Annotated in this window: 21 protein-coding genes; 9 read left to right on the top strand and 12 right to left on the bottom strand. The window is 51.4% G+C overall.

The features are described 5' to 3' along the window. Nucleotides 1-30: 30 nt before the first annotated feature. Together HGH92_RS18705 and HGH92_RS18700 are read right to left on the bottom strand one after the other, a co-directional pair. Nucleotides 31-1,164: an NAD(P)/FAD-dependent oxidoreductase gene (locus tag HGH92_RS18705; protein ID WP_168872278.1), complete on the bottom strand. Its 1,134-nt coding sequence runs from the start codon at nucleotides 1,162-1,164 to the stop codon at nucleotides 31-33. Nucleotides 1,165-1,234: 70 nt separating this feature from the next. Beyond that, on the bottom strand, nucleotides 1,235-1,594 hold the full coding sequence (locus HGH92_RS18700; RefSeq protein WP_168872277.1) for an STN domain-containing protein: 360 nt from the start codon (nucleotides 1,592-1,594) through the stop codon (nucleotides 1,235-1,237). A gap of 414 nt (nucleotides 1,595-2,008) precedes the next feature. On the opposite strand from HGH92_RS18700, the gene HGH92_RS18695 reads away from it, so the two are divergent. The 5 genes from HGH92_RS18695 to HGH92_RS18675 all read left to right on the top strand — a co-directional run bounded on the left by HGH92_RS18695 (nucleotide 2,009) and on the right by HGH92_RS18675 (nucleotide 8,233). Beyond that, nucleotides 2,009-2,554, top strand: a complete 546-nt coding sequence (locus HGH92_RS18695; protein ID WP_168872276.1) for an RNA polymerase sigma-70 factor — start codon at nucleotides 2,009-2,011, stop codon at nucleotides 2,552-2,554. A gap of 45 nt (nucleotides 2,555-2,599) precedes the next feature. Next, the gene (locus HGH92_RS18690; RefSeq protein WP_168872275.1) at nucleotides 2,600-3,715 is read left to right on the top strand and encodes a FecR family protein; all 1,116 of its coding nucleotides are present in this window, start codon (nucleotides 2,600-2,602) and stop codon (nucleotides 3,713-3,715) included. Nucleotides 3,716-3,833: 118 nt separating this feature from the next. Next, the gene (locus tag HGH92_RS18685; RefSeq protein WP_168872274.1) at nucleotides 3,834-6,473 is read left to right on the top strand and encodes a glycoside hydrolase family 2 protein; all 2,640 of its coding nucleotides are present in this window, start codon (nucleotides 3,834-3,836) and stop codon (nucleotides 6,471-6,473) included. Nucleotide 6,474: 1 nt separating this feature from the next. Next, a complete protein-coding gene (locus HGH92_RS18680) occupies nucleotides 6,475-6,837 on the top strand; it encodes a hypothetical protein (RefSeq protein WP_168872273.1) in 363 nt (120 codons plus the stop codon). 142 nt (nucleotides 6,838-6,979) lie between these two features. Further along, nucleotides 6,980-8,233 carry a GNAT family N-acetyltransferase gene (locus HGH92_RS18675; RefSeq protein ID WP_168872272.1) on the top strand — a complete coding sequence of 418 codons (1,254 nt, stop codon included), beginning with the start codon at nucleotides 6,980-6,982 and terminating at the stop codon, nucleotides 8,231-8,233. A gap of 8 nt (nucleotides 8,234-8,241) precedes the next feature. Here HGH92_RS18675 and HGH92_RS18670 read toward each other — a convergent pair whose 3' ends face one another. Then, nucleotides 8,242-8,727, bottom strand: a complete 486-nt coding sequence (locus HGH92_RS18670) for a hypothetical protein (protein WP_168872271.1) — start codon at nucleotides 8,725-8,727, stop codon at nucleotides 8,242-8,244. Between the two features lie 100 nt (nucleotides 8,728-8,827). Beyond that, nucleotides 8,828-9,415 carry a TIGR04282 family arsenosugar biosynthesis glycosyltransferase gene (locus HGH92_RS18665; RefSeq protein WP_168872270.1) on the bottom strand — a complete coding sequence of 196 codons (588 nt, stop codon included), beginning with the start codon at nucleotides 9,413-9,415 and terminating at the stop codon, nucleotides 8,828-8,830. Between the two features lie 207 nt (nucleotides 9,416-9,622). On the opposite strand from HGH92_RS18665, the gene HGH92_RS18660 reads away from it, so the two are divergent. Then, complete coding sequence (locus tag HGH92_RS18660) at nucleotides 9,623-11,698, top strand: type IA DNA topoisomerase (protein WP_168872269.1); 2,076 nt, start codon at nucleotides 9,623-9,625, stop codon at nucleotides 11,696-11,698. A gap of 48 nt (nucleotides 11,699-11,746) precedes the next feature. On the opposite strand, the gene HGH92_RS18655 is transcribed toward HGH92_RS18660, so the two are convergent. From HGH92_RS18655 to HGH92_RS18630, 6 genes are all read right to left on the bottom strand, one after another. After that, complete coding sequence (locus tag HGH92_RS18655) at nucleotides 11,747-12,580, bottom strand: oxidoreductase (RefSeq protein ID WP_168872268.1); 834 nt, start codon at nucleotides 12,578-12,580, stop codon at nucleotides 11,747-11,749. Between the two features lie 84 nt (nucleotides 12,581-12,664). Next, entirely contained in the window at nucleotides 12,665-13,567 is a 903-nt protein-coding gene (locus HGH92_RS18650) for a helix-turn-helix domain-containing protein (protein ID WP_168872267.1), read from the bottom strand. A gap of 18 nt (nucleotides 13,568-13,585) precedes the next feature. Further along, nucleotides 13,586-14,461 (bottom strand): carbohydrate kinase family protein, encoded by an 876-nt coding sequence (locus HGH92_RS18645; protein WP_168872266.1) that lies wholly within the window; start codon nucleotides 14,459-14,461, stop codon nucleotides 13,586-13,588. Nucleotides 14,462-14,505: 44 nt separating this feature from the next. After that, the gene (gene ligD, locus HGH92_RS18640; protein ID WP_247654976.1) at nucleotides 14,506-16,539 is read right to left on the bottom strand and encodes a DNA ligase D; all 2,034 of its coding nucleotides are present in this window, start codon (nucleotides 16,537-16,539) and stop codon (nucleotides 14,506-14,508) included. A 12-nt stretch (nucleotides 16,540-16,551) separates the two neighbouring features. Next, nucleotides 16,552-17,499 carry an MBL fold metallo-hydrolase gene (locus HGH92_RS18635; RefSeq protein WP_168872265.1) on the bottom strand — a complete coding sequence of 316 codons (948 nt, stop codon included), beginning with the start codon at nucleotides 17,497-17,499 and terminating at the stop codon, nucleotides 16,552-16,554. Nucleotides 17,500-17,566: 67 nt separating this feature from the next. Beyond that, entirely contained in the window at nucleotides 17,567-18,010 is a 444-nt protein-coding gene (locus HGH92_RS18630; protein ID WP_168872264.1) for a DUF1348 family protein, read from the bottom strand. 551 nt (nucleotides 18,011-18,561) lie between these two features. Between HGH92_RS18630 and HGH92_RS18625 the strand changes: the two genes are divergently transcribed. Together HGH92_RS18625 and HGH92_RS18620 are read left to right on the top strand one after the other, a co-directional pair. Continuing rightward, nucleotides 18,562-20,448, top strand: coding sequence for a beta-ketoacyl-ACP synthase III (locus HGH92_RS18625; RefSeq protein WP_168872263.1), 1,887 nt, complete (start codon nucleotides 18,562-18,564; stop codon nucleotides 20,446-20,448). Nucleotides 20,449-20,468: 20 nt separating this feature from the next. Further along, nucleotides 20,469-21,356: a DUF6999 family protein gene (locus tag HGH92_RS18620; RefSeq protein ID WP_168872262.1), complete on the top strand. Its 888-nt coding sequence runs from the start codon at nucleotides 20,469-20,471 to the stop codon at nucleotides 21,354-21,356. Here the strand turns inward: HGH92_RS18620 and HGH92_RS18615 are convergent. Next, a complete protein-coding gene (locus HGH92_RS18615) occupies nucleotides 21,353-21,895 on the bottom strand; it encodes a TetR/AcrR family transcriptional regulator (RefSeq protein WP_168872261.1) in 543 nt (180 codons plus the stop codon). The two genes, HGH92_RS18620 and HGH92_RS18615, sit on opposite strands and share 4 nt — an antisense overlap. Nucleotides 21,896-21,919: 24 nt before the next feature. Then, the gene (gene rpiA / locus HGH92_RS18610; RefSeq protein WP_168872260.1) at nucleotides 21,920-22,615 is read right to left on the bottom strand and encodes a ribose 5-phosphate isomerase A; all 696 of its coding nucleotides are present in this window, start codon (nucleotides 22,613-22,615) and stop codon (nucleotides 21,920-21,922) included. A gap of 198 nt (nucleotides 22,616-22,813) precedes the next feature. Between rpiA and HGH92_RS18605 the strand changes: the two genes are divergently transcribed. Next, nucleotides 22,814-24,907 (top strand): chondroitinase-B domain-containing protein, encoded by a 2,094-nt coding sequence (locus HGH92_RS18605; RefSeq protein WP_168872259.1) that lies wholly within the window; start codon nucleotides 22,814-22,816, stop codon nucleotides 24,905-24,907. Nucleotides 24,908-24,949: the final 42 nt, after the last annotated feature.

Genomic DNA, 24,949 nt, shown 5'->3' with positions numbered 1-24,949 from the left:
CTAATGGCTGTATGTGTCACGACCGAACCGTTAAATGGCAAAATCTTTTGGTCGTCCGTGTGTTTGCCTGATGATAAATGGCAGCACTGCCGGCAGTGAAGCCATTTGTTGCACCAGCCAGGTGGACAACCTGTCTTTCAGGAAGAGGTTATTCAGCAATCTTCCCATTTTCATACGGCGGTTAAATGCTTTGTCCCATTCCCTTGCATAGTCGGCTTCCATACGGCTACGGTCATACGATGCATCGTTACAGAAGCGCAGTACCGTCGTGGCCGCCAGGCGGGCGCTGTGGATGGCCATGGCCATCCCGTTGCCGCACAGTGGATGGATAAGGCCGGCAGTATCTCCCGTCAACAGCATATGTTGTTCCACTTTTGTCTTCTGTTCAAAAGAAATCTGGCTGATAGCCAGTGGCTGATCAAACAAGGGACGGCTATTATTAAAAATAGTTTTCAGGTGATGGTTTTTGAACAACACGGCTTCCCGGTGCTGGTCGATATCGCGGTAATGGCGGAAGCTGTCCATCTGTACGAGGTAGCAGATATTGAGCGCGCCTGTTTCAGTTTTGGAGACGCCGCAATAGCCGCCGGGGAAGTTATGCAAAGCCACCTGTCCGTCGGGGAACGGCCCTTCGTAGTGCCCTTTTACCGCCAGCCATGGTGCAGGCTTGCGGAGGAAAGAACGGGACAGCCGCTGGTCGAGGGTGGAGCGTTTGCCAAAAGCGCCCAGCACGACCGTGCCGGCCAGTGGCGCATGTGATTTTGTATAAACCATACAGTGGTCGCCCTCGTATTGCACGTCCGTCACCGTATCGGTGATCAGTTGTGTGCCGGCGGCCAGTGCTTTGCGTAACAGGAAATGGTCCAGTGTGTACCGGCTGACGCCGAAGCCGCCGAGCGGCAGCGGGGCCGTAATGGTTTTCCCGTTGGCCGCCGATAACAGCAGGCTGGAAATGTCCGCCGGCGCCAGTTCAGCAGGATCGGCGTGTAGCCATTGCAGGTATGGCAGCACTTCATTGGAAATATATTCTCCGCAGACTTTATGTCTGGGGTAGGTATTTTTTTCGATCAGGGACACCCGCAGTCCGGCCCTGGAGAGGTGGATAGCGCTGGTAAGGCCTGCCAGGCCGCCGCCGATAATGATAATATGATGCTCTAAGCCCATGTACATTAGCAATATACGACATATTTAACAGTGCAGTTGCCGTTTTGCCGCAGTGGGCCGAAGCAGGAGGTCAGGGAGAGCGGGAAGCGTTACGGGAAAGGACGTCCGTTACCGGTGCTGTGGGCGAAGTATTTTTAGTGCTGATAATGATCACTTTACCGGATATCTCCCAGGAGCAGTGGAGCGGCTGGAGGATTTCATCGAGCAGGTTGCGGAGTTCCGTGCCGCTTTGCTGAAGGGATACTTTGGCATCGTAAGGGGTGGTGTTGCTGCCAAAGAAGCGGAGGCCTGTTTGCTGGCTGATTTGCCGGAAGACTTCCCGGAGCGGGGCGTTACGGACGTTGAGGTTGACTTTTATTTTCTCCGCCTGGTTAGACGAGCTATGGGGTGAGAGCGAGAAAAGCCAGAGGATAAGCAAGTGTGTCTTCATATATATTAAAGAGGGAAATTTGGAATGGTGAATAGCTAAAGGGGTAATACCGGGCAAGGGTTTCAGAGAGGTCTTTCATCAAGTCAAAAAAACAATTCATAATCTAAACGCGGTGAACGACAAAAAGTACCATCGGCCACTATAAACTGCGCCCTGTTGTTAACAAGTCACCGGTAATAAATTCATGCTTTACAAATGCTTAACAATCTGTGATGGTTGCGGTTGTTTCGCCGATAACAGAATATCTTAATTTGGTAACAATATATTAACCTGGAGTTAATATTACACTTGTAACTGTTCTGAAGACCCCTTTTCATTTTCATTCCCGGACATAACCATTGGCAGATACAGGAGAATATTATTTATTGACAGGTAAGCTATGTTAAACTCATTATTCAACAGGGGGAAAGTACGATGGAACCTTACACTGATGCACAATTGGTAGCAGACCTGAAGGTCGGCAGCGAGTGGGCATTCACCCAGCTTTACAATCGTTATTACAAACGGCTGCACATAGAGGCCAACTACATCCTGAAGGATGCAGAGGAAGCGGCTGACGTGGTACATGACGTTTTGATCGTGATCTGGAACCGGCGCGACAAGCTGGTGGACAATCTCCATCTGAAAAGTTACCTGGCCACCTGTGTGCGCAACAAGTGTATGGACCGTATCCGGCGCAGTGTGGTAAAAGAGCGTAATGTACATCAATATATGAGCCTGAAGGAGCTGACCGTTTGTGTTAATCCCATGGAACGAAAGGAACTGTCGCTTCAGCTGGCCACCGCCATTAATGCGCTGCCCCTGGCCCAAAGGGCCGTTTTTGAAATGTCATACATGGAAGATAAAACGCAACGGGAAATTGTTGCGGAAAAAAACCTCTCTCTCCAAACGGTGAAAAATCAAATGAGCACTACCCTCCGTATTCTCAGAAAAAAACTAAAATCTTCCCGTGACCTATAGTACTTTTTGTCGTGAACACCGTTAATAGGATAACATCCCATTCAAATGGATTATGAAAAAATCAGAGACCTTTCTTTGGATGAGCTGCTGGGAATGATCAGCGAGGAAGACAAAACCTTTCTGCAAAGCGCCATCAGGGAAGATCTCCAGGCACGCAATATCTGGGAGGGCATCCAACGTGAACGTTCCCGGCTACTGGCTGATGCAAGCGAAAGCCATGATCAGCATCCCGTTGAAGAGGTACTGGCAGACCTCAACAAAGGGAACAGGCTTCGTTTTGTCAAAAAAGCCGGCAGCATTGCCGCAGCCTGCCTGATGGCCCTCACGGGAAGCTGGTACCTGTTCAAACATGCGGCCAGGCAGCCACTGGCAGCATTACAGGACAGTTCCGTCCACACCATCCGCCTGGTAACAGCTGAAGGCAAAACCATTGACCTCAGCAACGACTCGGCAGGCATCCGCGTGGGCAACACCGTATTAAACAACACACAACATACACTCAGCTTCGATGCCAGCCACCAAAGCGGTACCGGGATTAACACCCTCACCGTGCCGGCAGGCAAGGACTACCACCTTTTACTGGCAGACGGCACACAGATTCAACTGAATGCCGCCACCACCATCAACTTCCCGTTCACTTTCCCGGGCAAAACCCGCGAAATAACCATCGACGGGGAAGCCTACCTCCAGATTGCCGCCAAAGCAGACCAGCCCTTTATTGTGCACCTGCCCGGCAATACTGTCAACGTACTGGGCACCGCCTTTAATATCAATACCTATGATGCAGGCCTCGTGAAAGTAGCCCTCGTGGAAGGCGCAGTGAAAATAGCCACCGGCAGGGAAAACGTTCTCCTTAAACCCGGCTACGAAATCACCAGCAGCCACAACGGCGTCACCAAAGAAGCATTCGACGAAGACAAAGTGCTGGGCTGGCGCACAGGGGTGTATACCTTCGAAAACGCCTCCCTGCAGGAACTGGCCCCCGTCATACTCCGCTGGTTCGGCGTGACCATCGCCCTGGACAACCAAAGAGTCAGCAGCAGACGCTTCTTCGGCATTATAGACCGGAACCAGCCCCTGCAGGCTTTCCTCCATAACCTGGAACGTGCAGACGGCATCAAATCCAGGTATGACCAGCAAGGCGTCCTCCATTTTGAATAGGCCCGTGAACCGGCACTATCCCCCAAAACCAACCAAAATACACGGCTGCGGCCTGTAAGCACCCGCATAACGTATATTATAGACATCGATTATCTAGTTATTATTAACCGACCTGAACATGTTACGACAAATCAGCGTTGCATTCCTCGTTTTGGGATGCACCACCCTCAGTATCCTCGCATCCGGCCAGACGGCGGTATCCTGGAAAATGAAACCGTCCCCTCTCCAGACAAGATGGGCCAAAGAAGTCAGTCCCTCCAACGCCCTGCCCGAATACCCCCGGCCACAAATGGTACGGCCCAACTGGGAAAACCTCAACGGCATCTGGCAATATGCCATCACCAGCGCCGGTGACCAGACACCCCCCCCTTCGTTCAACGGCGAGATACTCGTTCCATTCCCACTCGAATCAGCCCTCTCCGGCGTACAGAAAACCTTACAGCCAGACCAACGCTTATGGTATAAAAGAACTTTCAATAAACCCGCCGCTAAAGGAAAAGACAGAGTACTGCTGCACTTCGGCGCAGTCGATTTCGACGCGGCCGTTTTCCTCAACGGTAAAAAAATCGGCACCCACACCGGCGGCTACACCGGCTTCCAGTTCGATATCACCGACCAGCTGAAAGACAAAGGCAATGAACTGGTCGTGTCTGTACTGGACCCAACCGACGCAGGCGACAACCCGCACGGTAAACAGGTGCTGCAGCCCCGCAATATCCTCTACACCGGCAGCAGCGGCATCTGGCAGACCGTCTGGCTCGAAACAGTGCCGGCGGTGTATATCGACGGACTGAAAATGGTGCCGCAGGTAGACCAGCAACACCTCGACCTGCGCGTAAACACGCCCGGTAACGCTGCCGGTTATACCGTGGAAGCCGTGGCATCCTCCAACGGCGCCGTGATAGGCACCATCAAAGGCAAACCCAACACAGATCTGCAACTGCCCGTTCCAAACGCCCGCCTCTGGTCGCCCAACGAACCGTTCCTCTACAACCTCACCGTAAAGCTGCTGTATAACAACAAAGTAGTCGACACCGTTGGCTCTTACTTCGGCATGCGTAAAATAGAAATCAAAAAAGACGAAAACGGACAGGAACGTATCTTCCTCAACGGAAAATACACCTATAACCTCGGCGTGCTGGACCAGGGATTCTGGCCCGACGGACTGTATACCGCTCCTACCGACGACGCGCTGAAATTTGATGTCCTCGCCATCAAATCCATGGGCTTTAATACCATCCGCAAACACGTAAAAGTGGAACCCGCCCGCTGGTATTATCATTGCGACAAAGAAGGCATCCTGGTATGGCAGGACATGGTTACCTGTCCTAACAACAGCGCGGACGCCCGTAAGAATTTCGAAAAAGAAAACGCGGCTACCGTGGCCCAATGTTTTAACTCCCCCTCCATCGTTTGCTGGGTACTGTTCAACGAAGGCTGGGCGCGCTATGACCAGCAACGCCTTACAGAAACCATGAAACAGATGGACCCTTCCCGTATCATCAACGGCCACACCGGCGAAAACTATGACCGGGAATCACCCAAAGACCCCAACGAAAAATGGAAAAGCAGCGACCTGACAGACATACATGATTACCCCGGTCCCGGTATTGCCCCTGCCCTCCCCGGCAAAGCAAGAGTACTCGGCGAATGGGGTGGCGTGCAGGTAAAAACACCTAACCATCAGTGGAATGAAGCCGACGGATGGGGCTATATCTCCATCCCTGCCGCTGCCTTCGCACGCAAATACGGCTTCATGAACAAACACCTGAAAATATTCGAAGAAGAAGGCCTCAGCGGCTCTATCTATACAGAACCATTTGACGTGGAAACAGAAGAAAACGGCCTGATCTCCTATGACCGTGAAGTGATCAAAGTACCGGTGGCCGAGTTGCGCCAGATACACAGCGCCTTCATTCCGCCCACCAGCGATGTGGCCGCCGCATTTATCGTTAAAGACATCGACACCACCAATCCGGACAACCAGTATGCTACCATGCTCGATGCCTACAACAAAGGCAAAAAAGATGGCCCGTTCCTGCAGCAACTGGCACAAATGGCCCTCCGTGTAAATGACAAGCCCAACGCAACTAAAATATCCAATGACTATATCGGGCAGATGAAAGCACCACTGACACGCAGCCAGATGGCATTCATCAATAAATTCACAACCAGCAGCCGCGACAAAGGTTTTGCACTACTGATGGACAACCGCGACCAGATCAATAAAACCCTTGGTCAACGCCAGGCCGACGCAAGACTGATGACCATCATCTACAGCGAAGAAATCAAACCTTATGTACAAGACGCTGCCGCCCGCCCCGACTGGAATAAAATAGAAGCGAAAACCAAACAATATGGCGCCCCCGGAGAAGAAATATTCCTGCGCGCCAAAACAATCCACCTCCTGAACCAGAAGGACTGGGACAACTTTGCCGCCACTGCTGACCAATATGTAGGCAAATGCGCCGCGTACATCGCGCCGAATGAACTGAACACCTACGCATGGACCGTCTTTGAAAATATCTCTGATCCCACGCATCTCAACAATGCGGCCAATTGGTGCCAGCACCTGCTGAAAGCAGACAACAACCCGGCCTATATAGACACCTACGCTAATGTGCTGTATAAAGCCGGCAAAAAAGACGACGCCATCGCCAATGAAGAAAAGGCGGTGGAACTAGCCCCCTCCAGTGATAAAAAAACATATCAGGATATCCTGGATAAAATGAAAAAAGGTGAAAAAACATGGAAATAAAATGAAGCCAGCAGCGGCATATTATGAAATGTCATTGCTCGCCGCTGCTCATTTTAATGTCCAACCTTTCCTGGCAGACTATGTAATGGTGCATACCCTTTTTCCGTTATGCCAGGAAACAGCAGCCGGTTATATGGCACAAGGCGCCCTCAGAAGGTTACTGCTTAACACCCTCGGACGTTTTCAGGTGAAACAGGAAAAACACCAGCTGCTGCTGACATTTGAAAACGGCTATACGCTCGCCCACTATAACAGCGATATCACCTGGACCGATTTTTTCGCAGGTGGATGTATACCGTTTGAAGGCCCTGTTCTCAATAAGATAAGGGCACAATACAAGGACTGGGGGATGACTGAAAACTGACCAACGTTACTCATTTTGGCGACCATGATCATAACAGAAGCCTGCATTGTGTATACAATGCGGGCTTCTTCTTTTTTATAACCGGCCATTTTTTTATTGTAGTTTTAATTCGTTAATTCCGTTTGCCCATTAATCAGACGCCATGAATACCACTTTATGCAACGCCACGCCCACGCAACTTGAAACTGCCATCGCGCAAAATCATTGTGAATTATTCCTCCTCGACGCCCGTATCAAAAACGGCATCATACACCAGGAAGCAGGCCTTTCCTGGACTTACATTGAAGCAGAAGGCAGCGGCACAGTTCTCTTTCCTGCACTGTCCGCCGATACCGCAAAGCTGAACGATATGATGGCCTTCTATCAGGCCCATCCCAGCCGTAATCTGGGCTGCTGGTCACTCAACCCGCCGGCGACACCGCAGCTGGACGTACTGCTGCTGGCCCGTGGATTTCAGCCGGGATGGCAACCCTGCTGGATGGCGCTGGACCTTCAAAACATCAACGCCACCTACGCATCACCGGAAGGGCTGCATATTGCAGCAGACAACACCACGCCGCTGCATTCCATTAAAGAACTCCCCTATGCAGCAAACAACAATAAAGGAACGACCGGCCTGCAACAGGAAAGCCCGGAGCTGGTGCAACGTTTTGTCGCCACGTTAAATGGCCGCATTGTAGCACAGACACTGTTGCTATTTGGAGGTGGCGTAGCAGGCATTTACAACGTAGGTGTGGTACCGGAGGCGAGGGGCCGCGGCATTGGCAAGGCTATCGTGAACGCCGCCTGTATACATGCCCGCGAAAAAGGATATCATTACGCTACGCTGAATGCCAACCCTATGGGCAGGCCCATATACGAGCAATTAGGCTTTCAATGGATCAACGACGGACTTACCTGGTGGATCACAGACGACCGCCTGCAAACCCGTCCGCCTGGCGCTGAAGAGATAGCGCTGGCAGAGGCAATTGGCAAAGGCGATATTACGGCCTTAGAGGTCTTCGCAGGCGCCGACCTGAAGGCGCCCCTCTGCAATGGCATGCACCTCATGGAACTGGCCGTGCATTGCCAACAGCCGGCTGCAGCTGAATGGCTGATAGCGCACGGTGTTGCCTGTGGCGCACTGGACGCCTGGAAACTGGGCTGGAAAGACCGTACCGCGGCGCTGTTGGCGCAAAGCCCGGATGAAGTGAACCGCCTGTACGGGGATTTTCAGTATACACTATTACACGCGGCAGCTGAGAAAAACGATATCGCACTGGCGCAACTGGCCATCGCTGCACAACCCGACCTGGAAATCAAAGACGCCATACATAAAGCCAATGCGCTGGACTGGGCCGAATATTTCGGCAGAAAAGAAATCGGGGATATGATCAAAGCATATAAGTCAGCATAAATCGCCTGTTATTCCGCGCTGATGCTGTCTTCCAGGTTATTCACATTAACGGGAACGGTACCACGATAAGTGATGCCGATACCATATGGATCACAGATCCGGAACCGGCCCTGGGCAAACCGCATAAACCATTCCTCAGCTTCATAAAATGTAATTTCCGGAAATTCCAGCGGAAACTCGCTGATGTCTACATCCAGCCAGGCACGCTCTTCCGGGGTGATCCCGTACGCTTCAGGGTCATTGGCCAGCGTCTGTTGGATAAATGTCAATGACTTTTCAATGTACGCTCCCACGTTGGCAACGATCTGTTCTGTAAAGCCGAGCATGTCGGGCGACAGTTGTGCTTCTTTTGTGATGAGATAAACAGGCACTGTTCCGGTGAACAGCGGATGCTGCAGCGTAATATCGCCTTTCCAAAAGAACTGATCGTCCGGGGCGGCTTCTGCCTGAAGTAGCCCGAAGGCGGATTGATACGTTGGAAGGGGGTTAGTCATGGCTCAAATATAAAACATCAGGCCCAAAACAACGACAGGGAAAAGGTACGTTGTCATCTTCCCAAATCAGGCGGACCAGTAAAAATCATGGCCGTCACAATCATAGCCAGTCTTCCGGCACATCTGCCAGTTCCTGTACCACGTTGAGCGTAGGCAGAAAAGTAAACCGCAATTGTAGTTTATTGATGGCTGTCAGCAGGCGGCGAAGCCAATGGGCAGAGCCGGCATCCACAAAATCGAAAAGTTCGGGATAAAAACGTTGCATGCCCAGCAGATAAAAGCCGCCATGTTGCGCGGGGCCGATGACCACCTGGTTATGTTTCAATGCGGCAAAAGCCTCTTCCAGCAATTCAGGAGACAGGTGCGGGCAGTCCATGCCCACCATCACCACTTCCTGGTAACCAGTGGCAAATACCAGGTTAAAAGCCAGTGACATCGATTCACCGGCATCGTTGCCCAGTTTAGGGAAAATAATGTATTCCTCCCACAAGCCGTAATCAGCCATTTCTTCCAGCACCACATACTTGTCCATATTGATGTAAGAGGCTGTTTCCTGCGTATGGTTCAGCAGCTGGTGGAGTATTTCACGGGTTTTAAAGTCTCCGACAGAGTCTTTGAGACGGGTGTGAGCAATGGTAACTTCCTTATCTCTCGCAAGGACGATCAGTGCCTGATTAAACGCTATCATAAAATCCAGGGTTTAAGGATTTAGCACTAACAATTTACGGCATTTCAGGGGGAAAGGTTGTCCCAAGATTGTTAATAAGAACATTTACCCCTTGTAATAATTGTTAATCTTCTCATAATAACCCGCGATTAATGTATCCCGCCAGCCTATTAAAATCCGGCAAAAACAGTAAATTGTCCGATATTTGTTACCCTATTTCAACTTTTTATGAAAGTTTGCATTGCAGAAAAACCAAGTGTGGCCAGGGACATAGCAGAAGTAATCGGTGCGAAGCAACGTAAAGACGGCTACTACGAAGGCAATGGCTACCAGGTGACCTGGACTTTCGGCCATTTTTGTACACTGAAAGAACCACATGATTATTACGAACAATGGAAATTCTGGCGGCTGGAAGACCTCCCCATGATACCTCCCAGTTTTGGTATCAAACTGATAGAAAATAACGGCGTACAAAAGCAGTTTAAAGTTATCGAGCAGTTGGTACAACAATGTGATGAAGTGATCAACTGCGGTGATGCCGGCCAGGAAGGTGAACTGATACAACGATGGGTGCTGCTCAAAGCGAAATGCACTGCTCCCGTCAAAAGACTCTGGATTTCCTCTCTCACGGAAGAGGCTATACGTAATGGCTTCCAGCAGCTCAGGGATGCCGGTCAGTACGACAATCTCTATGCCGCCGGCAGCGCCCGCGCTATCGGCGACTGGCTGTTGGGCATGAACGCCACCCGTCTCTTTACCAAAAAATTTGCCGTGGGTAAAACGGTACTGTCCATAGGGCGGGTGCAAACCCCTACCCTGGCCATGATCGTTGCCCGGCAGAAAGAGATCAATGCCTTCGTGTCGGAAGATTACTGGGAACTGAAAACGGTGTACCGCGACACGGAATTTACCGCCGCCATTGACCGCCTCGGCAGTGTGGAAAAAGCGCAGAAAGGGCTGGCCTACTTACAGGAACATCCGTTTGAAGTGACATCCTTCGAGAAAAAAGACGGCAAAGAAGGTAATCCCCGCCTGTTTGACCTCACCTCACTGCAGGTGGCCGCCAACAAAAAATATGCATACTCCGCAGACGACACCCTCAAATACGTGCAGAACCTCTACGAGAAAAAACTGGTCACCTACCCGCGCGTAGATACCACCTACCTCTCGGAAGACCTGCATCCCAAAGTAGCCGGCATACTGCAGGACATGACACCCTACGCGGCGCTCACCGCCCCGGTGCTGGCCAATCCCATCCCTAAACTGAAAACCGTTTTTGACGATAAGAAAGTAACGGACCACCATGCCATCATCCCCACAGGCGTGCATCCCGGCGGCGGACTGCCACCGGAAGAAAAAAGGATTTACGACCTGATCGCACGCCGCTTCATTGCTGCGTTCTATCCGGAGTGTAAAATATCCAACACCACCGTACTGGGAAAAGTAGGCCAGGTACCGTTTAAAGTCACTGGTAAACAAATCATTGAGCCGGGCTGGAAAGAAGTATACGCCAACGATACCAGCATCAAAAAAGAAGGCGAGGAAGAAGAGAAATTTATTCCGGACTTTGTGGTAGGAGAAAGCGGTCCGCATACGCCCCGTATCCATCAGGGCAAAACATCCCCGCCCAAAGCCTTTACGGAAGCCAGCCTGCTCCGCGCAATGGAAACAGCAGGCAAACAGGTGGATGATGAAGAAATGCGCGAACTGCTGAAAGACAACGGCATCGGCCGTCCTTCCACCCGCGCCAATATCATCGAAACGCTGTTCCGCCGCAAATACATCGACAAAAGAAAAAAGAACATTTTCGCTACACAAACCGGTATCGACCTGATTGACACCATCCAGACGGAGCTGCTGAAAAGCGCCGAACTGACCGGCCAGTGGGAACGCAAACTGCGCCTGATCGAAAAAGGGGAATATGCCATGGACACGTTCAAAGATGAACTGATCACCATGGTGGCCGATCTTACCAAAGAAGTGAAAACGGCGAGCTATAAAACCATTACCATCGCACCGGATGCGCCGCCGCCATCAGCAGATAAAGAAGAGAAACCGAAAAAAGAGCGTAAGCCCAGAGAGAAAAAACCGGTAGACCTGGCGGTGCTCAACTGTCCCAAATGCAAGGAACACCAGCTGATAAAAGGCAACAGCGCCTACGGCTGCGCCAACTTCAAAGTATGTGGCTTTAAAATTCCGTTTGAGGTAAAAGGGAAAAAACTGACCGATAAACAGATACAGGACCTTGTGACGAAGGGAAAAGCCGGCAAACTCTCCCTGACAGCCACTTTCGAGATACAGTAATATGATAGCCCCGGGACTTCGGCCCGTGGCCCGGGGCTATCATATGAATTAAAAACCGGTATTTACGGTTGTTGCTTTCCACGCTTCCACTTCTTCTTTAATTGCATCGATTTTAGTATACACCATGTTATACGCATCTTCACCCAGGAAGAGATGTACCGGCGGATTTTCCGCTTCGCTCACCTCGATAAAGGCCGCTGCGGCTTTTTCCGGATCACCAGGCTGATTGTGGTTGATTTCATTCTGGTGACGGGCAAGTTGTTCCCTTACCTGCGTGTAGTCTGCAATAGGCGTTGCAGGTACGCCGAGCGAACTACCGGCGAGGAAGTCAGTCCGGAAATACCCGGGAGAAACGATGGTCACGTGTATGCCGAATGGTTTTACTTCTGTGGCAAGAGACTCGGAAAGACCATCCACTGCGAATTTGGTAGCGCAGTAAATACCAAAGCCGGGGAAACTTCCGATAAAGCCGGCAATGGAAGACACGTTGAAGATATGCCCGGATTTTTGCGCGCGGAAATAAGGCAACACTTTACGGATGACATTGAGTGTACCGAAAACGTTGATATCAAAATTACCGCGTGCTTCGCTGTCAGACAGTTCTTCGATGCTGCCTGCCAGTCCGTAGCCGGCGTTATTCACCACCACGTCTACGCGTCCAAAGCGCACGACGGTATCTGCCAGGGCTTTCGCTACGCTGGCTTCGTCAGTCACCTGCATGGAGAGGGGCAGGAAATTATCGTCTGTAGCTATTTTGCTCAGCTCATCGAGATTGCGGGAAGTGGCTGCCACACGGTAACCGCCGGCCAACAGTTTTTTCACGAGGTCGCGACCCAATCCTTTGGAGGCGCCGGTCACAAACCATACTTTTTTGTTGCTCATAAGATGTTTAACTTTTTATGACAACAAAATTAGTGGCGGCGGAGATGCCGGTTGTTACGCCAAACAAACGAATGATTGCAAAAATCAAACAATTCGAAATCCGGTCGGCGTCATCCGGGTATGTTTACGGAAGAAGTTATTGAAGTGGGACGGCTCTTCAAACCCAAGACTGTAGCTGATTTCGGACACGTTCAGGTCAGTATGGCGGAGCAATGCTTTTGCCTCCGTCACGATTCTTTCCGCTATATGGGTGGTGGTGGTTTTACCCGTAGTTTCCTTTACGGCCCGGTTGAGGTGGTTGACATGCACTGACAGTTCTGCGGCGAAGTCGCTGGCAGAGCGCAGCCGGAACAGCTGTCCCGGCGTCTCAATAGGAAACTGCCGTTCCAGCAGTTCTATGAACACGGCAGTAATTCGTTCGTTGGCATTACGGTGCTGGTAAAGCTTCTCCGAAGGCTCCATTTTCATGACCAGGTGTAACATCTCCATGAGATAATTACGGATCAGGTCATATTTCCCCCGGTAATCACTGTTGATTTCATTCAGCATTTTAATGAACAGCCGCTCCACTTCTTTTTCCAGTTCCGTAGTAAGCCGGTAAGAAGGCTTTCCCTGCGGGTGGAACATGGGCAGGTCCCTCAGCGTATGCCGGCCCATCTCTGTCAGAAAAGATTCGCGGAAGATACAGAAGTAACCGCTTGCCTTTTCCTTGGACAACTGTTCCCACGCATAGGGCACCTGCGGATTAAAGAACAGCAGGTTTCCGTCTTCTGTCAGTATGCTTCTGTCGGCATAATGGTAAATGAACTTTCCCCGCAACAGGCTTATCTTATAAAAATCCCGGCGGTTGTATGACATGCTGGGACTTGCAGGCTGACAATCTTCCATCCGGAAAACATTAAAATGCCCGATGTCCTGCTGAAGATTGTCAGGAATACAGTGAATTTTCTCGTGATAGAATTCTGTGATGGTTTGTGCTTTTGCCATAACGCTAAGTTACGAAAATCAAACATCAAATCTGCTACCGTCGTATTCCGGGTTGGCACCTTCGCAGGTGGTAACGAACCCGCTCACTTCCACGGCCAGGTCCAGCGCCGCCGGTACCGGGCGTCCTTTCAATATTTGGGACAGGAATGCCGCCAGGAAGGAATCGCCGCTGCCTACGGTGTCTTTTACCGTCACCTGCTTGGCCGGACGCCCGAATTGCCCATGCCCGTCCACATACACGGCCCCTTTGCTGCCGCGGGTGATGATCAGCTGCGGTACGCCGTAACGTTGCATCACGATACGGGCGCCCTCTTCCGGCGTGTCAAAAGTATCTCCTGTTGCATGCAGCACCAGTTGTAGTTCTTCTTCGTTCATCTTCACCAGGTCGACGCGGCGCAGCAGTTCACGGATAGTGTTCATATCGCTGTGAGGCGGACGGATATTGATGTCCAGCACCTTGTAGGGAGCTACGTCCAGCAGTTTCCATAAAGTCTGGCGGGACACTTCGCTGCGGATGGCGAGGCTGCCAAACACAAAAGCGCCGGAGCGGCGTACCAGTGCCTCCTGCTCCGGTTGCCAGGCAATAAAGTCCCACGCCACCGGTTTCAGGATATCGTAATGCATTTCATGATTGGCGCCCTGCGTGGCCTGTACGGTGCCGGTAGGCTGCTGCGTGTCCAGCTGTAACATGTCTTCCGGCACCTGCCACTGCCGCAGGATTTTCCGCAGCGCTTCTCCGGCTTCATCGGCGCCGGTGCGACTGATAATATGGCTGTCCATCCCGAGGCGGGAAAGGTGATAGGCTACATTGAAAGGGGCGCCGCCGGGCTTGCGGACGCCGTTGGGAAACACATCCCAGAGTATTTCTCCAAAGCATACGGTAACAGGCTTCATGCAAATTATTTTAGAAACAGTGACCGGGAAGATACTACTTTCTGTTATTCGCGGAACAGTTTTTCCAGTCCTGCCAGCGCCGCTTTCATGTTGATACCCTTACCCAGCACAGGTTTGAAGATATCGCCCTGTTCCCGTACACGTGCTACGGCGTTATAGATAGTAAAATCTTTCATGGTCAGCCCTTTTTTCACTTCTTCCCAATGCAGCGGCATAGACACTGTGGCGCCGGGTTTGGGCCTCAGCGAATATGGCGCCGCTACCGTGGCCTGTGGCCTGTTCTGTAAAAAATCGATGTACATTTTCCGCTTGCGCCGGTTGGTAGCGCGTTCTATGCTGGTCGTTTCCGGCAGGCGGCCATGCACCAGCCGCGCGATGATACGGCCGAACTCCTTGGATTGTTCATAGGTATACTTCGCGCCCAGCGGGATATAGATATGCAGCCCTGTAGAACCTGAAGTTTTACAGTAACCGGGAATACCGGCGGCATCCAGGATTTCATGCGTTACCTGCGCCGCTTCTATCACCTGGTCAAAGGTGGTCTTGTCAGGGTCGAGGTCAATGATGCACCAGTCAGGGTTTTCCGGCTTGCGCAGGCGGCTGCTCCAGGGGTTGATTTCAATACATCCCAACGATGCCATGTACAACAATGTGGCCTCATTTTCGCCTACGAGATATTCTTTTTCGCGGGGCTCGTCACTGCTGTGATAAGGAAAAGTAGGCACCCAGTCGGGCGCCTTGCCGGAAACATCTTTCTGGTAGAAACTCTCTCCGTTGATGCCGTTGGGGAAGCGGTTGAGCGACTGTGGCCGGTCTTTGATATAGGGCACTATAAAAGGCGCCATCTGATAGTAGTAGTTGATCATATCCCGTTTGGTGATCTTTTCACCCGGCCAGTAAATTTTACTGAGATTGGTGAATTTAAGCGCATGGCCGTTGATGGTGCGCACCTGTGTTTCTTCACCGGGATTGAGCAATGTCTGCCGGACCTTGGCTGCTGCCGGTTTCAGCGCTTTTTTAAGGGTGGTGCTTTTTGCAGCTGCCTTTTTCGTTGGTGCTTTGGCGTTAGTCGTTTTTATTTTGACCGGTTTTTCGGTTGTTACCTGTGTGGGGGTTTTATCTTCCCGCATGCCTTCGAAAGAAGGGTGGCGCATCACGCCATCGCTGGTCATTTCGCGGAAACTTACCTCACAGATGAGCTTTGGTTTTAGCCATACGGCGGCAGCCTGTGGCGGATTGGGCCTGAAGCGGGAGGGTTTGTTCACATCGGGGATAACGGCGAACGGGGATTTTTTTGTTTCCAGCGATGTAAACTGCTTCATCATCTCCTGCTGTTGGGCAAGGGAAAAGCCGGTGCCGATCTTTCCGGTATATTGCAGTTTGCCGTTTTCGTATACCCCTACCAGTAAGGAGCTGAATGGTTTGGAGGAGCCTTCATTTTTCGTATAGCCACCGATGACCACCTCCTGGCGGTTGCTGGTTTTTATTTTGAGCCATTCACGGGTACGGACGCCGGGATGATAATGACTGTCCGTCTTTTTAGCCATGATGCCTTCCAGTTTGAGTTTTTTGGCCTGTTCGAAGAAATCGGTACCATCTGTCACGAACCCTTCGCTGAAGCGAAGGATGTTGTTGTTGACCGGCATCAGTTGCTGCAATAGCTTTTTCCGTTGCATTAGCGGCAGGGAGGTAAGGTCTTTCCCATTGAGCCAGAGGATATCGAAGAGATAGTACACCAGCTGGCCGTCAGCCTCGCTGCGCCAGTCCTGTAGCTGGCTGAATATCGTGTAGCCTTCCTCGTTGATCACCACTATTTCGCCATCTACTACCGCATTAACTTTCCATTGTTGCAACGCCTGATGAACCGGATAATATTTCTCATTGAAGGACTTGTTATTACGCGATCTTAGTTCCACCTGGCCTTTCTCCAGGAAAGCCAGGGCGCGGTAACCATCCCATTTTATTTCGTATAGCCATCCGGGTTCGTCCGTAGCGGTGGCTGCGAGGGTGGCCAGCATGGGCGTGGTATTGCCGGGTTTGGGCATTGTTTGTTTACCGGAGGTTTTCTGAGCGCACATATGCAGCTGGGTTTATGATTTTCGCCGGTTGTACAACAGGGCGCCGGTAGCCACCAGTGTGATCACGCCGGCCAGTATGAGCCATTTGGGAGCGCGGGCCGCCGGCACATATTCCACGCCGTTGACCCCTGCTACGGCAGATTCTTTCACGTACCTTCCGCAGCGGGGCTTCGCCTCCGATTTGAAGTGATCGGCGATCCATTGCAGGCGTTGCTGCATAGCGGCGCCATACAGCGGGCGGCCATGGCCGGTGGCGGCTATTTCCGGCTGCAGTTCTGCCAGTTTCTTCACGCTGGTTTCAGCGGATACCCAGTCGGAGGTGAAATATTTCGGCGGACCGGAAACATGTTTTGTCTGCATCATGGTGCTGCTGAGGGCTTCTGCGCGGGTGGTAACGAAAGCGTCGCCGGCGAGCAGCAGTTTATCCTCTTCCCGGAAAAGACTGATATGACCGGGCGTATGACCCGGTGTTTCGATATAGCGCCAGCCATCCAGACCGGGAATGGTTTTATCTTCCGGCAATAACAGCAGGTGACCGTTGAGGTCAATGGGGTCTGTAGGAAAAGTCCAGGACATCATGGTCATTATGCCGCCGCCGGCGCAGGGGTCTGGCGGCGGATAGGCCGACCGGCCGGTGAGGTAAGGCGCTTCCAGGTAATGTGCATATACCGGCACTTCCCATTCCCGCAACAGTGAGGGCAATGCGCCTACGTGGTCAAAGTGCCCATGCGTAAGCACAATCGCAGAAGGTGCAAAGTGCGGCGCAAACAATTGCCGGGCGGCCCTTTTGATTTTGTAGGCCGATGTACGAAGTCCCGCGTCTACCAATACCCAGGAGCGGGTACGTGCATTCTGCACCAGGTACATGTTCACAAAAAGATCGCGGATACCCCATACGCCCGGCGCTACCTGGAACCATGCTCTGTCTGCCAGCTCTTCGATGTTGGTAATGTTTTCCATAATATGCGCTTTTGGAGGTAATTACCACAATTCCCGTTCCTGCAATAAAGCATGAGCTTGCCAGGTATTAACAAGCCAGTACAAACGGACCTGCATCATCCCGGAACTTTCTTTCGCTGCTATGTACGGGCACATCATTGATAGCCGCAAACCGGCGCTGCATGAGGCCGTAGGCATCGAATTCCCATAATTCGTTGCCATAGGAACGGAACCAGTTGCCTGCTTTATCATGCCATTCGTATTCAAATTTCACCGCGATTTTATTGTCGGTAAAACTCCACAGTTCTTTCTTCAGGCGGTAGTCCAGCTCTTTTTCCCACTTTTTGGTCAAAAAAGCGACCACTTCTTCCCGGCCGTTGATAAACTGGTCACGGTTGCGCCATTCCGTGTCAATAGTGTATGCTTTGGACACTTTCTCCGGATTACGGCTGTTCCAGGCATCTTCAGCCATCTGTACTTTCTGCAGGGCTGTTTCGTGTGTAAAGGGAGGAAAAGGAGGTCTCTGTTCCATGGTTTTTGTTTTTTGATTTAAAATTACAGACAGACCAATCTGTCTATTTTTAGTAAAGGTAGAATTTATTGTGAATTGACAAAGGAATTTTTTTGGGAAGGATAGAAAGGGCAATAGATAATCAGGGAGAAATTATTGAATCGTCGGAAACGGATTTTAGGGCGTTAAAGAAAAACTAATGAATCAACGGCAATAGACTTTAGGGTATTATTAAATCATTGGAAAGATGATTTTTAATCCCTAAAAAAGCAACCATGGAAAATTGGAGAAATCATCTTTAAAAATATTAAAGAAAAATCATCATACAAAAATCAAAAGAAACCAAGTAGAAACAACTACATGTATACCTGGGGAAACGACCGTCGAATGTACTGAATATAGCCACGGTCAACCATTATAGCGATTGCTCCTGTTACAACCCGCAGACAGTTTTAACAACTCTTTATCTCCTCTTCAGCTTGCTATATCTAAAAATTCGACTAATTTAAATTTTGATTTGACAGACCTGAGCCACACATTTTTTCATCCACCGTTTTGATAATACGCCAAATATGCAATTAGAAAACGTCTATATCACCGCCGCCGGTAAATATCTCCCCGGTGAGCCTGTCCACAATGATAAAATAGAAGAATACCTGGGAATGATTGACGGCAAGCCCTCCCGCAGCAAAACAAAAATGCTGTCACAGAATGGCATCCAGTCCAGGTACTACGCACTGGACCAGCAACAGCGTACAACCCACACCGTTAGCGGCATGACCGCAAAAGCCATCGAAGACTGCCTGGGCCGTAACGGTACCGGTAAAGAAGACATTCACTTTATATCGGCCGCCACTACGCAATCAGACCTGCCAGTACCGGGATTTGCCAGTATGGTACATGCCGATCTGGGCAATCCGGCCTGCGAGATTGCCAGCCACCAGAGCGTTTGCGCTGCCGGCCTGATGGCTATCAAAAACGCCTATACGAATATTCAGACCGGCGCGGCACAAACAGCCGTGGCCTGTGCAGGAGAACTGGCCAGCAGGCTGTTCAAAGGCAAACGGTTTGAACACCAGCAGCGTATCCTGGACGGGCACGGACTGGAGCTTGAAACAGATTTCCTCCGCTGGATGCTGTCTGACGGAGCAGGCGCACTACTGCTACAAAACAAACCCGCCGCGCAACACATCAGTTTACAAATAGACTGGATAGACCTCCGCTCCTATGCACACCTGTACGAAGTGTGCATGTATGCAGGCAGGAACAAAGGCACCAACGGCCACCAGCCACAGTCGTGGATGGACTATGACAGTTTCACCGAGGCTGACCGCGACGGTGCGCTCAACCTGAAACAGGACCTTCGCCTCGTGGACAACATGGTGAAACTGGGCGTACAACGTTTCTTTGAACTGATCGACGACGGGAAGTTCGACGCCGCGGGCTTCGACTGGTTCGTATGCCACTACTCTTCCCATCACTTCAAAGAAAAAATTATACAACTGCTGGCAAAGGGCGGCGTGAGCATTCCCGAAGAGAAATGGTTCAGCAACCTGTATAGTGTTGGCAACGTGGGCACGGCCTCTATCTTTGTATTGCTGGAAGAGCTGTTGCGCACCAAACCACTGAAGGCCGGCGATAAAATACTGTGCATGGTGCCGGAAAGCGGCCGCTTTATCACTGGCTTCATGATGCTGACAGTTGTTCCGCCTACGGCCACAAAAACATTTGATCCCGCTTCACTCCTCACCGAAATCAAAGCTCCCGAGATCAGGATACAGCAGGACAATCCCACCCTCGAATGGCTGATACGCCAACTCACCACCGTGTGGATTGACTTTGAAAGTTCCCTTCGACAGGTGCCTGTCGTGAAGAAAATATTCTCCGGCACGCTCACACTGGAAGAGTACAAAGCATTGCTGTTTAATCTTCGCCAGCAAGTGATAGACGGTTCCCAGTGGATTGCCCGTGCAGCCTCCAACGTGAGCATCGAACACTTTGATATCCGCTCCTCTTTTATCTCCCACTCCCGCGACGAACACCGGGACTACCAGATACTGGAAAAGAACTATATTCAGTGCGGCGGCACCCTGGAGGAGTTGCAAAAAGGCGAGAAAAACATCGGTAGTGAAGCATTGAGCGCCTACATGTTCCAGCGGGCAAGTCAACCGGACCCGTTTGACCTGTTGGGCGGCATGTTCATCATTGAAGGCCTTGGCAACCGGGTGTCCGGCAATTGGGGCCGCGCCATTCAGCAACAGTTACAGCTGTGTGACGACCAGGTTTCCTTTTTCACCTATCATGAAACCAGCGACTCCAATGAAAATCATTTCGAGCGGTTTGAAAACGCCATTCAGTCGGGCCTCCTGACCACCGCGCTTGCAGAAAGAATTGTAAAAACAGCGAAGGTGGTCGGTCGTTTGTACCGCCTGCAACTGGAACAAATTGGAAATTACTGAACCGAACCCGTCATCTCTGTATGAAAGACAGTACTTATTTTGAGAAACTGGAGAACAACCCGAGAGATCCGAGCCATTGGCATGCGTTGTTTCTCGACAACAGTATCCCGTTCAACCCTGACGCCAAGGCAGCATTTCTGTATGATGCCAGTCGCAGGACCAAACAGTTCCTGTATCCTTTTGTAAAAGTGTTTGCCCGTTTGGGTATTATTCTGTTGCAGATCTTTAAGGCCATTGCGCCCAATGTGATCAACGCTCCGCAGCGGCTGCACCGCTGGCTGTACAGGGGCATGAAATACTGCATCACGCCGGAGGCCAATTTCCTTATCCTGCGCCATTTTTACCTGGGGTCGGAGGTATTGCGTTTTATCAAAGACAATGTGAAAGATATTGACGACATCCCAATGAACCCGTTGAAACCGGTGTCTGTCAATGCGGTGAAGGATGATCTTTTTTTAAATCATGATCTCAATCTCTACAACTTTATCATCAACCTGAACAATGCGCTTAAAGCAAAAGGCAAAGCCATCACGAAAGTGGAACAGCCGGATTTCAGCGCTATCAGCACCGGACCGCTGCCTTTTGAGCCTTTCCGTGACAAGTGGAGCAATTGCATTGATTTATCTACCGCTATTGAGATATTCACGCCGGTGTACCAGTTTTTTCTGACCGACAGTGATTTTTGGAGGGCTTCCAATTCGTTGCAGCTGGATGAAGTGATCGGGTTGTATGCCGCTACTATCATGGACTGCCCGGAGCGGCTGGTAGCGTTGAACAACAAACATCCCATGATTCCGTTGCCCACATATGGCGCAGCTTTCCGGCTTACGCTGCATGGCCTTTCCACAGAAGTGTTGCATGCATTGCTGGTAGAACAAAAACTGAAACAGGCCGCGGCCGGCAATTAAAGCAGTTCGGCCACCATCCTTCTGGCCTCCTGTACCGGCCATTGATTGGCATACAGCTGACTTTCCACCATGGCCGATTCAAACAGCAGGTACACATGGTCCTGCACCAGCTGTTTTTCTTTGTTGAGGATACCCGCAAAATAGGCGCGCAGGTCTTTTTTATGATCGCGGATGATGCGGAGGGCTTCCCCGTCCTGTTCTGTTATTTCGGAGAGAATGTTCAGGAAGGCACATCCCCGGTAATTTTCTTTTTCGTTGATGTCCAGCAGGAAGTCGAATGCCGCGAGGATTTTCTCACGGGGTTTGGAAGGCTTTTCCGTAAAGGCTTTCAGTGCCTCGAACCAGTAATTGTGGCGGTATTCCAGGAACGCTTCCAGGAGCGCTTCTTTAGAAGCAAAATGCAGGTACAGGCTGGCGCGGGCCACGCCTGCTTCCTGCAGCACCTGGTTGATGCCGGTAGCGTGGTAACCTTGCCGGTAAAAAAGATCGGTAGCGGTATCAAGCAACCGCTGGCGGGGATCACTGCTTTTCTGCTTCATTACACAAAGATAAGACAGACTGATCTATCTTTCCGGAAATACAATCGTCACCCCGTTTTTGCCGGCGATGATGGCTTCATGGGCCATGTGATAAAAGAGGGATGTTTCCAGTATTCCGGGTACGGCTTTTAACTGTGGATTAATTTCTGCAACCGGGGGAAATGCCGTGAACCAGATGTCTATCAGCAGATTGCCGCGTTCTGTAATGACTGCGCCGTCTTTTTTGTTGCTAAGCCGCAATTGCGGGCGTGCATCGGGGTAAAGGCGCAGCAATGCCTGTTGCACAAAAGATAGTGCGTCCGGGATGAGTTCTATTACGACCGGCACGGTAGGCAGCAGCTTTTCCACGTATTTGGCGCCGTCGCCTATCAGTATAAACCGTTGCGCCATGGCAGCCAGCAGCTTTTCGGGGGTATGTACGCCGCCGCCGCTTTTCAGGGCGTTGAGGCTACGGTCGAACTGATCGCAGCCATCGAAGTGGATGTCCAGTCGTGCCAAAGATGCCACGTCCCTGACAGTAAAGCCGTGTTCCTGCAACAACAGCCGGGTGTTGAAAGAGGCCGTTGCCACGGAGATGCTTTTCAATAGTGCAGGTACCGCCGCCAGTTCCTTTACCAGGTGGGCGATGGTGCTACCGGCACCCAATCCTATGGTATACCCCTCACGCACATACGTCATCGCCTTTTTGGCCGCTTCCAGTTTGTAGTCAATCGTTTCCATGCTGTATAACTTCACCTAAATGTACCTAAATACTTCAGCAGTAATCACTTAAAAAACAGTTTTTTTTATTCAGAGTTTTTTTCTTTTCTTGCAATGCAAACGATTGCATAAATGAAGACCGTTAGTTATCCTGAAAGACCTTTAGACCGGCTTTACACAACCCATTCACTCCCTGCAACCATACTTTAAACATTCCACATGAGAAAAAAGCTACTCCCTCTGCTTGTACTGTGCTGGCTGACAGTCGTACAAGCCACCGCCCAAACAACGGTAACGTCCCTGTCTGCATTGCAGACCGCCATCAACAACGCCAATCCCGGAGATGTGATCATCGTGGCCAACGGCACCTACACCGCTTCGGCTGATATCTCCATCACCAAACAGGGAACGGCGGCCCAGCCCATCACCATCAAAGCGCAATCAGTGGCAGGTGTGACCATCGCCGGTACCGGTGGCTTCAACATCGCCAGTCCCGCCCAGTACATCATCGTCCAGGGGTTTAAATTCACCCACAGCGCCAGCAAAGCCAAAACAGGCAGCGGCACGTCCTTCTGCCGCTTCACCCGCAACATCTTCGAAACACCGGGAGACGGGGAAAACCTGACCATCGCCGGTAACAATCACGAAGTGGACTACAACACCTTCCAGCATAAAAACGCGATGGGCCGCTTCCTGGCCATCCGCGGCTCCGGCAGCCAGATCGCCGAAAGCCTGTGGATACACCACAACTACTTCCTCGACCAGCAGCCACAGACAGGCAACGGCGCAGAAACATTCCAGTTTGGGCTGAGCGGCTACAGCATGTCTTCCAGCAACAGCATCGTGGAATACAACCTCTTTGAACAATGCGCCGGCGAAAATGAAATGATCTCCGTGAAATCATCAGCCGTAACAATACGGTACAATACCATCCGCAACTGCGCCGCCCAGTTCACCTTAAGGCATGGCAACAAATGCAAGGTGTATGGCAACTACTTCGTCAATACCCCAGGCATCCGCATCTTCGGTGACGACCACGTCATCTACAGCAATCATTTTGAGACCTGCAATCCAGCGATCAACATCGGCAATGGCGATGGTGAAGTGGCCGACGGCTCGCCGCTCACCTGCCACGACCGCCCCGACCGCGTACTGATAGCCTTCAATACACTGGTCAATAATACCAGCAACATCACCCAGTCAGGCCGCACCGGCGGTCTGGGTGCCACCTACACCAACGTGGCCTACAATATCATCCAGGGAGGCAGCACGGCCGCCACTATCGCCGGGCCATATACCAATCCCACCTGGAAAGGCAACATCATCTACAACACCAGTGCCGGCGCCATCCCCAGCGGTGGTTACGTAACCGCCAACCCGCTCGTGGCACGCGACACTACCGGCACCTTCCACCTGCAGCCCGGCAGCCCTGCTATCGGCGCAGCCACCACCGCTTACCCGGACGTGAAATTTGATATGGACGGCCAACCCCGCACCTCCCCTCTGGATGCCGGCGCCGACCAGGTGTCTACCGCCCCCGTGACAGCCGTTATCCTTCAGCCTTCCATGGTAGGCTACAACGCCAATTCCACCCCGCCGGTTACACAGCTGGTAGACATCACCGACAACGGCGGTGTCATCACCGGCCAATATCCCAACACCACCAAACCGTCGGAAGACATCCCCAGCCTGATAGATAACGACATCGCCACCAAATATTTCCGCAGCGGCAGAACAGCCTTGTGGATTCAATACAAATCCACCGCACCGGCCAAAGTCACCAAATACACGCTGACTTCCGCCAACGACGTACCAGCCCGCGATCCTAAAAACTGGACGCTGCAAGGCTCCAATGACACCATCACCTGGACCACCATCGACAGCCGTTCCAACGAAACCTTCGCCACACGCGGACTGACAAAAGCCTACACCTCTACCAACACCACCGCCTACCGCTATTACCGCCTGAACATCACCTCCAATAACGGTGACACAGGTACGCAGCTGGCAGAATGGGAGCTGTTTGAACAACAAACCAGCCTGATGGCCGCCACCGCGAAGGAAGTGCCGGTCAACGTATATCCCAATCCCACTACCGGGACTTTCAAAGTGAAACTGACAGACAAAAAGAATAAATCATACCGCCTGATCGTGCTCGACGCCAGAGGTCACCAGGTAGCAGCCACCGTGCTGCCCGCCGACGCCACTACGCTCGAAGCGAACTTTAATCTTACCGCTTTGCCGGGAGGCATGTATTTCGTCCAGGTGAGCGACGGGGTGTTTCAAACTACCCGGAGCGTGCTTAAATATTGATATCCCGGATGATGGAATTCGGAATTGATGACCCGCATTCCA

It is taken from the genome of Chitinophaga varians (genome assembly GCF_012641275.1).
GTDB lineage: Bacteria > Bacteroidota > Bacteroidia > Chitinophagales > Chitinophagaceae > Chitinophaga > Chitinophaga varians_A.
This window is presented reverse-complemented; position numbering and strand designations above follow the sequence as displayed.

What these genes read in the sequence shown, in the direction of transcription:
- HGH92_RS18705 (WP_168872278.1), bottom strand. Translation starts at nt 1,164, where the DNA reads ATGGGCTTAGAGCATCATATTATCATTATCGGCGGCGGCCTGGCAGGC.
- HGH92_RS18700 (WP_168872277.1), bottom strand. Translation starts at nt 1,594, where the DNA reads ATGAAGACACACTTGCTTATCCTCTGGCTTTTCTCGCTCTCACCCCAT.
- HGH92_RS18695 (WP_168872276.1), top strand. Translation starts at nt 2,009, where the DNA reads ATGGAACCTTACACTGATGCACAATTGGTAGCAGACCTGAAGGTCGGC.
- HGH92_RS18690 (WP_168872275.1), top strand. Translation starts at nt 2,600, where the DNA reads ATGGATTATGAAAAAATCAGAGACCTTTCTTTGGATGAGCTGCTGGGA.
- HGH92_RS18685 (WP_168872274.1), top strand. Translation starts at nt 3,834, where the DNA reads ATGTTACGACAAATCAGCGTTGCATTCCTCGTTTTGGGATGCACCACC.
- HGH92_RS18680 (WP_168872273.1), top strand. Translation starts at nt 6,475, where the DNA reads ATGAAGCCAGCAGCGGCATATTATGAAATGTCATTGCTCGCCGCTGCT.
- HGH92_RS18675 (WP_168872272.1), top strand. Translation starts at nt 6,980, where the DNA reads ATGAATACCACTTTATGCAACGCCACGCCCACGCAACTTGAAACTGCC.
- HGH92_RS18670 (WP_168872271.1), bottom strand. Translation starts at nt 8,727, where the DNA reads ATGACTAACCCCCTTCCAACGTATCAATCCGCCTTCGGGCTACTTCAG.
- HGH92_RS18665 (WP_168872270.1), bottom strand. Translation starts at nt 9,415, where the DNA reads ATGATAGCGTTTAATCAGGCACTGATCGTCCTTGCGAGAGATAAGGAA.
- HGH92_RS18660 (WP_168872269.1), top strand. Translation starts at nt 9,623, where the DNA reads ATGAAAGTTTGCATTGCAGAAAAACCAAGTGTGGCCAGGGACATAGCA.
- HGH92_RS18655 (WP_168872268.1), bottom strand. Translation starts at nt 12,580, where the DNA reads ATGAGCAACAAAAAAGTATGGTTTGTGACCGGCGCCTCCAAAGGATTG.
- HGH92_RS18650 (WP_168872267.1), bottom strand. Translation starts at nt 13,567, where the DNA reads ATGGCAAAAGCACAAACCATCACAGAATTCTATCACGAGAAAATTCAC.
- HGH92_RS18645 (WP_168872266.1), bottom strand. Translation starts at nt 14,461, where the DNA reads ATGAAGCCTGTTACCGTATGCTTTGGAGAAATACTCTGGGATGTGTTT.
- ligD (WP_247654976.1), bottom strand. Translation starts at nt 16,539, where the DNA reads ATGTGCGCTCAGAAAACCTCCGGTAAACAAACAATGCCCAAACCCGGC.
- HGH92_RS18635 (WP_168872265.1), bottom strand. Translation starts at nt 17,499, where the DNA reads ATGGAAAACATTACCAACATCGAAGAGCTGGCAGACAGAGCATGGTTC.
- HGH92_RS18630 (WP_168872264.1), bottom strand. Translation starts at nt 18,010, where the DNA reads ATGGAACAGAGACCTCCTTTTCCTCCCTTTACACACGAAACAGCCCTG.
- HGH92_RS18625 (WP_168872263.1), top strand. Translation starts at nt 18,562, where the DNA reads ATGCAATTAGAAAACGTCTATATCACCGCCGCCGGTAAATATCTCCCC.
- HGH92_RS18620 (WP_168872262.1), top strand. Translation starts at nt 20,469, where the DNA reads ATGAAAGACAGTACTTATTTTGAGAAACTGGAGAACAACCCGAGAGAT.
- HGH92_RS18615 (WP_168872261.1), bottom strand. Translation starts at nt 21,895, where the DNA reads ATGAAGCAGAAAAGCAGTGATCCCCGCCAGCGGTTGCTTGATACCGCT.
- rpiA (WP_168872260.1), bottom strand. Translation starts at nt 22,615, where the DNA reads ATGGAAACGATTGACTACAAACTGGAAGCGGCCAAAAAGGCGATGACG.
- HGH92_RS18605 (WP_168872259.1), top strand. Translation starts at nt 22,814, where the DNA reads ATGAGAAAAAAGCTACTCCCTCTGCTTGTACTGTGCTGGCTGACAGTC.